The organism is Saccharothrix sp. BKS2, assembly GCF_047689505.1.
Lineage (GTDB): Bacteria > Actinomycetota > Actinomycetes > Mycobacteriales > Pseudonocardiaceae > Actinosynnema > Actinosynnema lopnurensis.
In genome coordinates, this window is sequence record NZ_JAUQOL010000014.1 from 124,857 (window position 1) to 138,236 (window position 13,380).

General features: G+C 75.3%; 13 protein-coding genes. 4 read left to right on the plus strand and 9 right to left on the minus strand.

Features of this window, described 5'->3' with window-relative positions:
* Positions 1–178 precede the first annotated feature (178 nt).
* Positions 179–835 (plus strand): amino acid-binding protein, encoded by a 657-nt coding sequence (locus Q5530_RS28230; protein ID WP_380641554.1) that lies wholly within the window; start codon positions 179–181, stop codon positions 833–835.
* Positions 836–979: 144 nt separating this feature from the next.
* On the opposite strand, the gene Q5530_RS28235 is transcribed toward Q5530_RS28230, so the two are convergent.
* Together Q5530_RS28235 and Q5530_RS28240 are read right to left on the minus strand one after the other, a co-directional pair.
* Positions 980–1,618: a LysE family translocator gene (locus Q5530_RS28235; RefSeq protein ID WP_415365834.1), complete on the minus strand. Its 639-nt coding sequence runs from the start codon at positions 1,616–1,618 to the stop codon at positions 980–982.
* 47 nt (positions 1,619–1,665) lie between these two features.
* Positions 1,666–2,379 carry a 3-keto-5-aminohexanoate cleavage protein gene (locus tag Q5530_RS28240; protein ID WP_415365835.1) on the minus strand — a complete coding sequence of 238 codons (714 nt, stop codon included), beginning with the start codon at positions 2,377–2,379 and terminating at the stop codon, positions 1,666–1,668.
* Positions 2,380–2,405: 26 nt separating this feature from the next.
* On the opposite strand from Q5530_RS28240, the gene Q5530_RS28245 reads away from it, so the two are divergent.
* Positions 2,406–2,816 (plus strand): SWIM zinc finger family protein, encoded by a 411-nt coding sequence (locus tag Q5530_RS28245; protein WP_415365836.1) that lies wholly within the window; start codon positions 2,406–2,408, stop codon positions 2,814–2,816.
* Here the strand turns inward: Q5530_RS28245 and Q5530_RS28250 are convergent.
* Positions 2,797–3,303: a GNAT family N-acetyltransferase gene (locus Q5530_RS28250; RefSeq protein ID WP_415365838.1), complete on the minus strand. Its 507-nt coding sequence runs from the start codon at positions 3,301–3,303 to the stop codon at positions 2,797–2,799. The genes Q5530_RS28245 and Q5530_RS28250 overlap by 20 nt on opposite strands.
* A 131-nt stretch (positions 3,304–3,434) precedes the next feature.
* On the opposite strand from Q5530_RS28250, the gene Q5530_RS28255 reads away from it, so the two are divergent.
* Positions 3,435–4,178 (plus strand): Calx-beta domain-containing protein, encoded by a 744-nt coding sequence (locus tag Q5530_RS28255; protein ID WP_415365839.1) that lies wholly within the window; start codon positions 3,435–3,437, stop codon positions 4,176–4,178.
* Positions 4,179–4,405: 227 nt separating this feature from the next.
* Here the strand turns inward: Q5530_RS28255 and Q5530_RS28260 are convergent, their stop codons facing one another.
* Complete coding sequence (locus Q5530_RS28260; RefSeq protein WP_415365841.1) at positions 4,406–7,414, minus strand: BTAD domain-containing putative transcriptional regulator; 3,009 nt, start codon at positions 7,412–7,414, stop codon at positions 4,406–4,408.
* Positions 7,401–7,649: a hypothetical protein gene (locus Q5530_RS28265; RefSeq protein WP_415365842.1), complete on the minus strand. Its 249-nt coding sequence runs from the start codon at positions 7,647–7,649 to the stop codon at positions 7,401–7,403. The genes Q5530_RS28260 and Q5530_RS28265 overlap by 14 nt, the downstream gene beginning before the upstream one ends.
* Positions 7,650–7,874: 225 nt before the next feature.
* Here Q5530_RS28265 and Q5530_RS28270 point away from each other — a divergent pair, with 225 nt between their 5' ends.
* Positions 7,875–8,297, plus strand: a complete 423-nt coding sequence (locus Q5530_RS28270; protein ID WP_380642178.1) for a protein-tyrosine phosphatase family protein — start codon at positions 7,875–7,877, stop codon at positions 8,295–8,297.
* Between the two features lie 51 nt (positions 8,298–8,348).
* Here Q5530_RS28270 and Q5530_RS28275 read toward each other — a convergent pair whose 3' ends face one another.
* The 4 genes from Q5530_RS28275 to Q5530_RS28290 all read right to left on the minus strand — a co-directional run bounded on the left by Q5530_RS28275 (position 8,349) and on the right by Q5530_RS28290 (position 13,377).
* Positions 8,349–9,755: a hypothetical protein gene (locus Q5530_RS28275; RefSeq protein ID WP_415365844.1), complete on the minus strand. Its 1,407-nt coding sequence runs from the start codon at positions 9,753–9,755 to the stop codon at positions 8,349–8,351.
* Between the two features lie 34 nt (positions 9,756–9,789).
* A complete protein-coding gene (locus Q5530_RS28280) occupies positions 9,790–10,119 on the minus strand; it encodes a hypothetical protein (RefSeq protein WP_415365845.1) in 330 nt (109 codons plus the stop codon).
* Between the two features lie 257 nt (positions 10,120–10,376).
* On the minus strand, positions 10,377–12,683 hold the full coding sequence (gene ligA, locus Q5530_RS28285; RefSeq protein ID WP_415365846.1) for an NAD-dependent DNA ligase LigA: 2,307 nt from the start codon (positions 12,681–12,683) through the stop codon (positions 10,377–10,379).
* 31 nt (positions 12,684–12,714) lie between these two features.
* On the minus strand, positions 12,715–13,377 hold the full coding sequence (locus Q5530_RS28290; protein WP_415365847.1) for a hypothetical protein: 663 nt from the start codon (positions 13,375–13,377) through the stop codon (positions 12,715–12,717).
* Positions 13,378–13,380 lie beyond the last annotated feature (3 nt).

Below are 13,380 nucleotides of genomic sequence, written 5' to 3' on the forward strand. Positions count from 1 at the left end.
ATTTTGGACCTGCCGAGTCTATTGGCTGGTCAGGGCGGCCTCGTACCGGGTTACCCTCGCTCGCGCGCGTGGGTGCGCGATTTTACCGGCGGGCAACGCGGCTGGTGGGTCGGAAAGCGAAGCTGCGTCTGCGAGAATCAGCGGCCGGCAAGTCCGTTCCAGCCTGGAGGCGTGCACCGTGTCCTTCCTGATCCGGGTCCAGCTCCCGGACCGTCCCGGCACCCTGGGCGCCGTCGCCTCCGCGCTCGGCGAGATCGGGGCCGACATACTCAGCGTGGACGTGGTGGAGCGCGGCGCGGGGCTGGCCATCGACGACCTGGTGGTGGAGCTGCCGTCGGGCAGGCTGCCGGACGTGCTCATCACGGCGGCGGAGTCCATCGACGGGGTCGAGGTGGACGCGGTGCGGCCGTACGCGGGTGTGCTGGACACCCACCGCGAGCTGGAGCTGGTCGAGGAGGTCGCGGAGGAGCCCGCGCACGGGCTGGCGGTGTTCACCGAGGGCGTGCCGAAGATCATCCGCGCGGGGTGGGCGGTGGTGGTGTCGTGGGACGGCACCGCGCTGCGCCGGCTGACCTCGTCGTCCGCCGCGCCCGAGGCGGGCCTGCCGTCGTCCCCGCCGTGGCTGCCGCTGGCGCGGGCGACCGTGCTGGACGGCGACGACGAGTGGGTGCCGGAGACGTGGCAGGAGCTGGGCACGGAGCTGGCCGCGACGCCGCTGGGCAAGCCGGACCGGGTGCTGCTGGTGGGGCGGCCCGGGGGGCCGATGTTCCGGGCGGCGGAGGTGGCGCGGTTGGCGCACCTGGCCGGGATCGTGTCGGTGGTGCTGCCGGACTAGGGGTGCCCGCGGGCCACCGGACCAGGGGTGCGGGCCGGGCGCCGAGTCGTGGTGCTGCCGGACCAGGCGGTGTTGCCTGGTCGTGGTGTTGCCCGACCCAGGCGGTGTCGCCGGACCGGGGGTGTTGCCGGGCCGGTGACCGGGTCAGTCCTTGCGGCCCGTCACCGCGACCGCCACGCCCAGCCCGATCATGGTGACCCCGCCGACGCCGCCGACCGCCGCCAGCCGGCGCGGCGACCGGGCGAACCAGTTCCGCGCGGTGGCCGCCACCAGGCCCCAGGCGCTGTCGCACAGCAGCGCGATGACGTTGAACACCAGCCCCAGCACCAGCATCTGCGCCACCACGTGCCCCTGCGCCCGGTCGACGAACTGGGGCAGCACGGCGGCGAAGAACACGATCGTCTTGGGGTTGGCCACCCCGACCGCGAACCCCTCCCCCAGCGTGCGCAGGCCGCCGTGCGCGGGGGCGGAGCCGTCGAACGCCGCGCGCAGCGAGCCCCGGTCGCGCAGCGCCTTCACGCCCAGGTGGACCAGGTAGGCCGCGCCGACCAGCTTCAGCGCCGTGAACACCAGGGCCGACCCCTCCACCACCGGTCCGACGCCCAGGGCCACCGCCACCACCAGCGCGTAGGCGCCGAGCGTGTTGCCCAGCACCGTGATCAGCGCGGTGCGGCGACCCCGCGCCAGCGCCCGCCCCACCACGAACAGCACGCTGGGACCGGGGATGACGATGAGCAGCAGGGACATGGCCGCGAACGCGAGCAGTCGGTCGGTGGTCACCACGGCGGCAGCGTAATCCCGGCCACCGGCCGACCCACCCGCATTTTCCCCTAGCGCGCCGACGCCGCGGCCACCAGCGCCGCGTTGTCCGCCGCGGGCGCGCCGGACCGGTCGAGCAGGGTGTCCTCCAGCCCGATGCGGGTGTCCAGCCCCCGCGCCACCGCGTGGTCGAGCACGGGCCACGCGCTGCCGTCCTCGCCGTGCAGCAGCACCGGCACGGCGAGCGGCGCGAGCAGGTCGAGCAGCAGGTCCGCCTGCGCCACGCCCTCCCCCGGCCGGACCTCGACCAGCACCCGGACCACGCCGCCGGGCACCCCGCGGTCGAGCAGCGCGCGGGCCGCCCGCTCGTGGAACACCCCCAGCTCGACGCCGACCCCGGCCCCAGCCAGCGCGGCGGCGGTGTCGGGCCAGCCGTCCTCGTGCACGTTGACCGAGGCGAAGTCCGGCCGGCCCGCCGCCAGCCCCGCCCAGGCGCGCACCAGCCCCGCCCGCCGCGCCGGGTCCGGCACGATCCAGGCGCCCGTGGTCACACCGATCTCCGCGTGCGGCACCGCGGCCCGCACCACCGCCACCGCGGTGGCCACCTCCGCGCCGGCCAGCGACTCCCGGCCCAGCACGTCGCGCGGGTGCAGGTGGAACGAGGCCACGCCCAGTTCCGCGCAGTCGGCGGCGGCCGCGGCCAGTTCGTCGGGGGTGATCGGCAGGGCCGGGTGGCTGCCCGGCTCCCGGGCGCCGTTCAGACATGCCTGGAGCACGAGGCCCACCGAACCACACGGTGTTGGATACCGCCATGCAGACGCTCACCCAGGCCCTGCTCCGGCACCACGCGGGCGCCAAGTCGTACTGGCGCGGACTGGCCTACCGGGGCGCCGTCGTGGAACTGGTCATCCGCTCCCGACACGTGGACGGCGTCGTGGTCGGCGCGGACCCGTACCGGGTGTCGCTGACGTGGCAGGGCACCCACCTGGCGGGCACCTGTTCGTGTCCCTACGGGACGCAGGGCTTCTTCTGCAAGCACTGCGTGGCGGTGGGGCTGGTGCTGCTCGAACGCGGCCTGACCGTGCCGCCGCCGGACGCGGAGGACGAGGAGCTGCGCGACCGCCTGGCCGCGCTGGACCACGCGACGCTGGTGGAGCTGCTCTACGACCGCGCGTGCGCCGACCGGGCGCTGTACGACGAGGTCATGCGAGTTCGAGGCTGAACGCGCGGGCGACGACGTCCACGCCCGGCACCGGCCGCCAGTCCCGCTCGGGCAGCCGCCGGAAGCCCAGCCGCCGGTAGAGGCGGTGCGCCGTGGTCATGTGCTCGGAGCTGCTCATCACCAGCCGCCGCGCGCCCAGCTCGCGGGCGCGCGCGACGGCCGCCCGCACCAGCGCCTCGCCGACACCGCGCCCACGCGCGGGCGGGTTCACCGCGAGCATCCGGAACTCCACCTCGCCCGGCTCGCTGACCTCGGCGTACGGGGTGCCCGGCCGGGCGATGGTGACCGTGCCCAGCACCGAGTCGTCCTCGTCCACCGCCACCAGCAGCTCCGCCTGCCCGGCCCGGGTCCGGGCGTCGGCCAGCACGTCGGCGTACCCCCCGGTGGAGCTGTCGATGTGGCGGTCCGCCCGGTAGGCGGCCACCGTGACGGCTCCGGCCGCCGCCCACTCGTCTTCCCGCGCGGCTCTCACCACGACGTCGGCCATCGTCCCTGTCCTCCGCTCGCCCGGTTCGGTGTCCCGGGGTCGCCCCCGCGGACCGGTGCCACAACAGAACCACAACAGGCGGGGCCTACCACTGTGACCGGAACCGAACGGGCAGCAGGGGGATGGGAACGATGATGCGTTGGGCAGTCGCGGGAACCGTGTCGGTCGCGGTGGTGCTGGGGTGCGCGCCCGCGGTGGCCGCCGCCGGCACCGGGTGCGTGGTCGACGTCCACGACCCGGCGGCGGTGTACGAGGGCAGCTACGCCGACACCGCGGTGAAGTTCACCGTGACCGCGTCGGCGGGCTGCGGGGGGACGGTCGGCTACCGGACCCTGCACGACCAGGGCCAGGGGTGGGCGACCGGCTCGGTGGACTACACCGCCGTCGACGGGGTCCTCAAGATCACCGGGGGCACCTCGCAGTCGGTGCTCGTGTGGGTCACCGCGGACCAGGTGCAGGAACCGGACGAACTGTTCCGGGTCGCCCTGTACGGCGAGAGCGGGGTGACCGTGGGCCGCCGGGTCGCCACCGGCAAGGTCCTCGACGACGAGTTGGGCGTCAAGACCCAGGGCGGCCGGATGGACTGGTACCCGTCGCACCTGGAGCTGGACCTGCACCTCGTCGCGCCCGCCAGGGCCCCGGTCGCGGTCCGCTTCCGCACCGTCGGGGACACGGCCGTGGGCGGCGTGCACTACGTGCCGGTGTCGGACGGCGTGGTCACCTTCGGGACGGGGCAGGACACGGCGACCGCGCGGGTCGAGCTCCTGGGCGCGGCGGCGGAACCGGGGGCGCGCTTCTTCGTGGAGCTGTTCGCGCCCTCGGCGGGGACGATCGACACGCCGCGCGTCGAGGTGCCGCTGACGCCGTCCCGTTGACGCCGTCCGTTGGGCCCGGCCGGCCGAGCGGGCGGGAACCACCGGGGGAACCGCGGGTGACCGGCCGAGCCGACCGGCCGGTCGCCCGCGGTCACGGCGGTGGCCGGTCACCCGCGATCACAGCGGCGGCCCGGTCACAGCAACGGCCGGTCGCCTGCGATCACGGCGGCGGCCCGACCACCCGCCGCCATCACGGCAGCAGCCGGTCGCGTGCGGCCGGGGGTCGGTCAGGGCTCGGTCGGCCCCGCCTCACCCGCGGCGTTCGCGCGGGCGCGGAGCCGGGCCGAGGTCCCCCGGTGCCGCTCCGCCGCCACCGGGTCGCCGCGCCGCTCCCACAGCTCGCCCAGGTCCCGGTGCAGGTGGGCCTCCTCGTGGTCGTCGGGGACCCGCGCCCGCACGGCCAGCGCCGCGTCCAGGTGCTCCCCCGCCGCCGCCAGGTCGCCCGCGAGCAGGTGACCGCGCCCGAGGTGCGCCAGGGCGCAGGACTCGCCGTGGCGGTCGCCGACCTCGCGGCTGATGGCCAGCGCCCGGTCGAAGCACGCCAGGGCCCGGCCGTGGTCGCCCCGGTCGAGGTGGGCGGCGCCGGTGTCCAGCAGGATCTCCCCCTCCAGCCAGCGGTCCCCGATGTCGCGGCTGATGGCCAGCGCCCGGTCGAAGTGCGTCAACGCCCGGTCCGGGTCGCCGAGCAGCAGGCACGCCTCGCCCAGGGTGTCCAGGGTGCCCGCCTCGACCCGGGGGTGGCCCAGCTCGCGGCAGCGGGCCAGCGCCTCCTCCAGCGGTGCGAAGGCCGGTTCCGGTCGGCCCATCCGCACGTGGGCGTTGCCCAGGTTCCGCAGCACCAGCGCCGTGCCCAGGCCGTCCCCGGCGGCCGCGCAGCGCTCCACGGCCAGGTGGTAGGCGGCCACGGCCTCGTCGAAGCGGCGCAGCTTGGTGTGGATGTTGGCCACGTTGTTGTGGATGTGCCCCTGGCCGGGCACGTCGCCGATGGCACGGGCCAGTTCCAGGGCCCGCTCGTTGGTCTCCAGCGCCTCGCGGAGCCTGCGGGTCATGGAGTAGGCCACGCCCAGGGCCCGCAGCATCTCCACCTCGGCGGCCGGGTCGCCCAGGCCGGCGGCCGCGGCGGCGCCCTCCCGGCACAGCTCGACCCGCTCCTGCCAGTGGCCGGTGGAGGCGTAGAAGCTGGTCAGCAGGTAGGTCAGCTGCCAGGCGGCGGTGAGGTGGCCCCAGGCCCTGGCCTGCCGCACCACCGGCACCAGGTTGCCGCGCTCGGCCTCCAGGAACGCCAGCGCGGCCTGCTGGTCGGCGGGGAACGGCAGCTCCGCCGGCGGGTGGGCCACGGACGGGGTCACCAGGCCGCGGGCCGGGTCGAGCAGCCGGTTGGCCGCGTCCACCACGGCCAGGTACCAGTCCACGAGGCGGTCGGCGGTGTCGCCGCCGGGTTCGCGGGCGCGCAACCGCCGCCGGGCGAACTCCCCGATCAGGTCGTGGAAGCGGTAGCGGTCCGCGCCGACCGCGCTCACCAGGTGCGAGGCCGCCAGTTCCGCCACCGCGCGCCGGCCCCCGTCCGGCGGCAACCCGCACAGCGCCGCGCCCAGGTGGGGGCCGAACGTGGGGCCCGGGTGCAGGCCGAGCCGGTCGAACACCCGGGCCGTGCCCTCGGCCAGCGGCGCGCACGCACCCGCCAGCACGGTCCGCACGGTGCGGGAGTCGCCCTCGACGGCCAGCCCGTCGATGCGGTCGGCCCCGGTCAGCTCGGCGGCGAACTCGGCCAGGGGGCGCACCGGCTGGCCGACCAGCCGGGCCGCGGCGATGCGCAGGGCCAGCGGCATCCCGCCGCACAGCCGCGCCAGCCCGGCCGCCGCGCCCGCCTCCCGCTCCACCCGGTCGTCGCCCACGACGCTGCCCAGCAGCGCCACGGCCTCCTCGTGGCCCAGCGCGTCGACCACGACGACGCGGGTGGCGTGCCGGGCGGCCAGGGCGGACATCACCCGGCGGCTGGTGACCAGCAGCAGGTTGCCCTCGCCGCCGGGCACCAGCCGCGCCACGTCCTCGGCGCTGCCCGCGTTGTCCAGCAGCACCAGGCACCGCTTGCCGTGCAGCAGCGAGCGGTACAGCGCGGCCCGCTCGTCCGGGCCGCCGGGGATGCGGTCCTCGGGCACGTCCAGCCCGCGCAGCAGGTGCGCGAGGGCGTCGTGGGCGGACACCGCGCGCTCCGGGTCGTGGCCCCGCAGGTCCAGGAACAGCTGCCCGTCGGGGAAGCGGCCGATCACCCGGTGGGCCCACTGCACGGCCAGCGACGTCTTGCCCATGCCGGCGGGACCGGTGACCACCAGCACCGGCAGGTCGTCGGTGGCGGCCGCCACCGCCGCGTCCAGGGCGGCCAGCTCTGCGGCGCGACCGGTGAAGTGGCCGACCCGGGCGGGCAGCTGCCGGGGCAGCACGGCGGGCGCGGGCGCCGCGGGCGGCGGGTCGAGGACCGGTTCGCGCCGCAGGATCGCGGTGTGCAGCTCGGCCAGCTCGCGGCCGGGGTCGACGCCGAACTCCTCGGCCAGGTCCTGCCGCAGCCGCCCGTAGACCTCCAGGGCGTCGGTGTGCCGGCCGCAGCGGTAGAGGGCCAGCATGTGCAGGCGGACCAGGCGTTCCCGGGTGGGGTGCTCGGCCAGCAGGCGGGGCAGCTCCAGCGCGGCCGCGCCGTGCCCGCCGGAGCGGATCTCGGCGTCCCACAGGTCCTCCACCGCCGAGAGCCGCAGCTCGTGCAGGCGTTCGACCTCCCGCTCGCCCCAGCCGACCAGCCCGGCCCCCGCCAGCGGCTCACCCCGCCACAGCCCCAGGGCGGAGCGCAGCGTGCGCGCGGCCCGGTCGGGCGCCCCGGTCAGGTCGCGCCGGGCGGCGGCCACGAGGTCGGCGAAGCGGTGGGCGTCGACCTGGTCGGCGGGCAGGTCCAGCACGTAGCCCGGATCGCTGGTGCGCAGCAGCGGTCCCGCGCCGCACGCCGTCAGCGCCTGCCGGATGCGGGCGACGTGGCTGTGCAGGGTCCGCAGCGCGGTGCGCGGCGGGTCCTCGCCCCACAGCACGTCCACCAGGCGGTTGCCGGGCAGCACCGCGCCCGCGTGCAGCGCGAGCACCCCCAGCACCGCCCGCTGCCGGGCGCCGGACAGCGCTGCGGGACCGGCCGGGCCGAGCGCGGTCACCGGGCCCAGCACCCGCACCTCGCACCGCTCGTCAGAGGCCGTCACGCGCTCCCCCTCCCCGGCCACCGGGCATCGAGGCCGGCACCCCGCCCGCGCAGACCCGCGGTCGTCCGGTGGGCGGGACCCGCCGGTCGGTCGGGAGGGGAATCCCCATGAGCACCCGCCTCCGTCCTCGCTCGACCCCGTTGTGGCGCTGCGCGCTGCCCGTGGTGACCGCGGTCGCGGTCGTCGCGTCCACGATGCCGGCCCGCGCGTTCACCGACACCACGACTCCCGGCACGATCCCGGCTCGATCCTCGGCCCGATCCCCCGGGACGTGGACCACCCCCGCGGCAGGGGCGCCCGGTCGCCCCAAGACCAGGCGCGGGCCCGGCTCGGGCCGCCGGCCAGGCGCTCGACCAGCCGGCGTCGCAGGCCGGCCGTCCGGGAGGTGGCGCCCGGGAGGTGGCGTCCGGCCGGCGCACCGGGTCGGGGGCGGTGCCGGGGGTGGGGGGATGATGCGGGGATGACCTTGCCCGGAGCGATCGAACTGCCCGACGGCGCCGCGGTGCGCGGTCGGGGCCTGCGCAACCCCGCCCCGGAGGGCACGCCCGACCACGGGCTCTACCTGGGGTCGAACCGGATGCGGCGGGCCCACTCGTTCCCGTGGTCGCACGAGTGGGTCGAGTGGCCGGACTTCCGGCTGCCGCGCGACCACGACCGGGCCGTGGAGCTGATCCGCGACCTGCACGCGCGGGCGCTCGCCGGTGAACGGGTGGAGGTGGCGTGCGGCGGCGGGATCGGGCGCACCGGCACCGCCGTGGCGTGCCTGGCCGTGCTGGCGGGGGTGCCGGCGGCGGAGGCGGTGGCGTGGACGCGGGCCCACTACCACCGGCGGGCGGTGGAGACGCCGTGGCAGAAGCGGTGGGTGGCGCGCTTCCCGGGGTAGCGGACGCCGGCGGGCCGGGGCCGGGCGGTCCCCGCACCCGCCGGGCGCCGCTCACGTCGTCGACCACTTCAGGAACTCCCGGACGGCCTTGAGGTCGTCTTCCTCGAAACCACGCAGGTCGGCCGGGTCCCTGCCCTTGAGGACCTGGTCGATGTCGGCAGCCTTGACGCCCTTGTCGGTGCCCCCCGAAGGCTTGATCCAGGGCACCGACGCCTCCTTGCCGGAGCCGGACTTCGCCGTCACCCACTGCCCCTTCAGCGTCGGCATCCTGCCGTTGATCACCAGGGGCAGGTAGCCGAGGTTCTTCCACTGGTCCATGCGCCCGGCCTGGGCGCTGCCCTTCTCCTCGATGTAGCGGACCTCGTGCCCGATCAGCGCGTAGGGCTCCAGGTTCCCGCTGCGGAAGCCGAGGTGCTTGAGGCGCCCGCCGGAGGCCGTGTGCAGGAGGTCGAACACCGCGAACTGGGCGAAGCGGGACTTGAGCCCCAGGTCGGTCCACCCCGAGTCCAACCAGAACTCGCGGAGGTCGTGGACCCCGGCCGCCTCGATCTTCGACCTCCACTTGTCGCGCGCCCGCGCCGAGATCGGGAGGTCACCGGCGACGACGACCCGACCGCCCTGGCCGAGAGCGATCTCCAGCAGCTGCTCGAACGCCCGGAAACCCATGTCGTGCTGGGGGTGGGGCCGCCCTTGCTGCCGCTGAAGCGGCACCAGAGCACGACGTAGTCGCCCTGGGCGATCGGCACCCCGCGGCTCTTGACGAACTCCTCCACCTTCCGCTGATCGCCGTCGAGGCCCCAGGCCGCCCGCACCCCGTCCCTGGTCTCCTCGCCCCGCCAGCCGGCGGCCACCTGCGTCGTCGCCTCGGTCACCGGCAGCTGGAACTGCGTGCCGCGCAGGAACGGGGGCACGGGCGGTGCGGCCTTCTCGTAGGGGATCTCCTCGCGCTTCGCGTCCGAGGTCGTTCCGCACCCGCTTGCCCTCCTTCGGGTCGGCCGAGTGGACGTCGGCGACCACGTGGTTGATCAGCTGGTCGGCGCCGAAGACCGCGAGCAACCCCGCGAACACCACCGCGAACTGGTCGGACAGCCGCTTCGAGGTCGTCGGCGCTCTGGTGGTGGTGGTGGTGTTCGAGCCGGGTTTCTGCGCGTTCCGGTGCGCCTGGTACTGGTCCCCGCGCCGCGCCTCCAGCTCGCCGAAGAACCGGTCGATCGGCATACCCGTCCGCTTGAGGCCCCGCAGCAGGTCGAACAGGTCGGATTTCTGCTTGGTGTCGGCGGGGCGCTGCGCGAACGACAGCGCCTTGTCGAAGATGACGTCCTCACCGGAGATCGCCCCACCCGAGGGCTGGTAGGTCGTCATGCCCTTGACGACGTGCCTGATCGTCACCTTGCAGCCCTCGACAACGGCGTCCACGGCCATCGTGTCGCGATCGGCTTTGGTGAAGGGCTCCTGCACGGTGAATTGCTTCAGCGCGTCGTTGAGGCGGCTTTCACCGACTTGTCGAGCTCCGCGGCGACCTGATCGGAAACGGCCCGTTCAGCCACGGGTCACCGCTCAGGAAGTCGTGGAGGATGTCCCGCAGGGGCACGGCGGTCTCACCGGGCGGCAACGCGTAGCTCAACTTTCCCGGTTGGGCGGGAAGGCTCGCGGGAACAGCCGAGGGGCCGCCGGTGGCGACGGCACCGCCCTTCGGCGCTTTGACCGGCCGCACGACACCGCCCGGTTTGCCGTCCTCCCGGACCTCGATCTTGAAGGTGGCGCGCTGGACCACCACCGCACCGGCGGCCGCGTTGCCGGCGGCCCGCTGCAACCGCAGCACGGTGTCCGGCGTGAGCGGCCCCGGGCCGCGCCGACCGATTCCCGCCGACCGCGCGGCACCGCCTCGGATCACGGGTCCGCGCGGTCCGGGCCCCCGCTGCCCCGTCGCGGCGGAGCGCTCGCCACCGGCGCCCGGGTGCGACCGGCCGGCGAGGTGGTCCTGTGCCATGGGCCCGAGAGGACCACGCCGGTACCCGGCCCGGGAACGGCCGGGCGGGCGGTCTTCGGGCCGGAGTTCCACCGCGCCCGGCATCGAGGTCAGGCTTCGGCCACCGCCACCCCCTTGGCCACCACCTCCCCCGGTTCCCCCGCCACTCCCTCGGCCACCCCCTCCGGTTCCGCAGCCACCCCCTCGGCTTCGGCAGCCGGCTCCTCTGACTCCTCCGCCACCGCCACCGCCACCGGCTCGTCCGGCTCCTCCACCGACGGCTCCTCCGCCGCCGCAGCCACCACCGCCACCCGGGTCGCCGCCTCCGGCCCCTCCTCCAGCAGCACCCGGAACCCGGCCTCGTCCAGCACCGGCACCTTCAGCTGGACCGCCTTGTCGGCCTTCGACCCCGGCGACTCCCCCACCACCACGAACGCCGTCTTCTTCGACACCGCCCCCACCGCCTTCCCGCCCCGCGCCAGGACCGCCTCCTTGGCCTCGTCCCGCGAGAAGCCCTCCAGCGAACCCGTCACCACGATCGACAGCCCCTCCAGGTTCCGCGGCACGGAGGTGTCGCGCTCCTCCACCAGCCGCACCCCGGCGGCACGCCACTTCTCGACCACCTCCTGCCGCCACGGGGTGTCGACCCACTCGCGCACGGCGGCGGCGATCGTGGGGCCCACGCCCTCAGCCGCGGCCAGTTCCTCCTCCGACGCGGCGACGATGCGGTCCACCGAGCCGAACTCCCGCGCCAGCGCGCGGGCCGCGGTGGGGCCGACGTGGCGGATGGAGAGAGCGACCAGAATCCTCCACAGTGGACGCTCCCTGGCCGTGGCGAGGTTGTCCAGGAGCTTGGTCGCGTTGGCGCTCAGGGCACCGTCCTTGGTGCGGAACAGGGCGACGGCCGCCAGGGCGTCCGCGTCGAGCGCGAACAGGTCGCCCTCGTCGCCGTACTCGCCCGACTCGACCAGGGCGGCGGCCGCCTCGTAGCCGAGCACCTCGATGTCCAGCGCCGACCGCGACGCCAGGTAGGCGAGGCGTTCCCGCAGCTGGGCGGGGCACCGGGCCGCGTTCGGGCAGCGGATGTCGACGTCGCCCTCCTTCATGGGGCGCAGCGCGTGGCCGCACTCCGGGCACGTCGTGGGCATCTCGAACTCGCGGGCGTCGGCGGGCCGCACGTCGACCACCGGGCCGAGCACCTCGGGGATCACGTCGCCGGCCTTGCGGATCACGATCCGGTCGCCGATCAGCACGCCCTTGCGCTTGACCTCGCTCGCGTTGTGCAGGGTGGCCCGCGCGACCGTGGAGCCCGCCACCTTCACCGGTTCCATCACCGCGAACGGCGTCACCCGACCGGTGCGGCCGACCTGCACCTTGATGTCGAGCAGGGTGGTGGTCGCCTCCTCCGGCGGGTACTTGAACGCGATCGCCCAGCGCGGCGCGCGCGAGGTGCTGCCCAGCCGCCGCTGCGCCGCCACCTCGTCGACCTTGACCACCACGCCGTCGATCTCGTGCACGGCGTCGTGCCGGTGCTCGCCCCAGTACGCGACGTGCTCGGCGACCTCCTCGAACGTGCTCAGCACGACCGTGTGCGGTGACGTCGGCAGGCCCCACGCCCGCAGCGCCTCGTACGCCCCGGACTGCCTGGTCAGCTCGAAGCCCTCGCGCTTGCCGAGCCCGTGGCAGATCATGCGCAGCTTGCGCGACGCGGTGATCCTGGGGTCCTTCTGCCGCAGCGACCCGGCGGCGGTGTTGCGCGGGTTCGCGAACGGCGGTCTGCCCGCCTCGACCAGCCGGGCGTTGAGCTCCAGGAAGTCCTCCACGGCGAAGAACACCTCGCCGCGCACCTCGACCAGGTCGGGCACCGGGTGCTCGTCGGTGCCGGTCAGGGTCTCGGGCACGTCGCCCAGCGTGCGGACGTTGAGCGTCACGTCCTCGCCGGTGCGCCCGTCACCGCGGGTGAGCGCCCGGACGAGCCTGCCCTCCCGGTAGAGCAGGTTGATCGCCAGGCCGTCGATCTTCAGCTCGCACAGCAGGTGGGCGCCGGCCCCGACCTCCCGGTGGACCCGCTCGAACCAGGAGCGCAGCTCCTCGTCCGAGAACGCGTTGTCCAGGCTGAGCATCCGCTCCAGGTGGTCGACCGCGGTGAACTCGGTGGAGAAGGTGCCGCCGACGCGCTGGGTGGGCGAATCGGGGGTGGCGAGGCCGGGGTGGGCGGCCTCCAGCGCCTCCAGCTCGCGCAGCAGCGCGTCGAACTCGCCGTCGGCGACCGTCGGCGAGTCCAGGACGTAGTAGCGGAACTGGTGACCGCGCACGACCTCCGCGAGCGCCGCGTGCCGCTCGCGCGCGGCGGCGGGCACGTCCTCGACGCCCTCGGCGGGGGCCTCGACCGGGTTCGGGAAGTCGTTGCTGGTCACGGGAAAAGACTAGCCAGGGGGTCCGACAATTTCAGGAGGGGCGCTCGACTTCCCCCCGGACGAGGTCGCGGACGAGGTCGCGGAACTCCAGCAGGCCGATCGCGCCCTCCGGTTCGGTCACCGCGGTCTCCACCCGGCCGAGTCGTTCACCGGCCAGGCGCTCACCGAGGGTGACGTCCAGCGGGAGGAACGTCAGCCGTTCGCGGGTCGCGTCGTCGAGATCGGGAAGATCCGGGTGCCAGACCGCGACGTCGACGAGCCCGTCGGACAGCCGCGCCACCACCCGCACGTCCGCCAGCCGCAGCCGCCGCGCGCCGAGGTTGATCGTGACCAGGGTCGGGTCCGGCACGGGCGGCACCGAGTCGTGGTACTCCCAGATCACGTCCTCGGCGGGCGCGGCTGCGACCCAGGCGTCGGTCCACGGCCGCAGCCGCGGGTCCTCCTGGCCGGTGACCACCAGCGCGTAGATGGCCCGGTGCCCGCGTTCGAGGGAGAAGCGCAGGTCGGGGTGCAGGTCGGCGACCAGCTCGGCGAGCCGGTCCTCGACCCGCTCGGGCGCGCGGTCGCCCAGCGCCGCGCTCACCGAGGGCAGCAGGTCGTGCCACGCGGCCCAGAACGCGGCCGCCGCCTCGTCCGGGTTGGGCAGGTGGACGGGGACGGGTCCGGGCTCCCGGCGTCGGCGGAACCAGCTCATGAC

What these genes read in the sequence shown, in the direction of transcription:
- Q5530_RS28245 (WP_415365836.1), top strand. Translation starts at nt 2,406, where the DNA reads ATGCAGACGCTCACCCAGGCCCTGCTCCGGCACCACGCGGGCGCCAAG.
- Q5530_RS28250 (WP_415365838.1), bottom strand. Translation starts at nt 3,303, where the DNA reads ATGGCCGACGTCGTGGTGAGAGCCGCGCGGGAAGACGAGTGGGCGGCG.
- Q5530_RS28255 (WP_415365839.1), top strand. Translation starts at nt 3,435, where the DNA reads ATGATGCGTTGGGCAGTCGCGGGAACCGTGTCGGTCGCGGTGGTGCTG.
- Q5530_RS28270 (WP_380642178.1), top strand. Translation starts at nt 7,875, where the DNA reads ATGACCTTGCCCGGAGCGATCGAACTGCCCGACGGCGCCGCGGTGCGC.
- Q5530_RS28290 (WP_415365847.1), bottom strand. Translation starts at nt 13,377, where the DNA reads ATGAGCTGGTTCCGCCGACGCCGGGAGCCCGGACCCGTCCCCGTCCAC.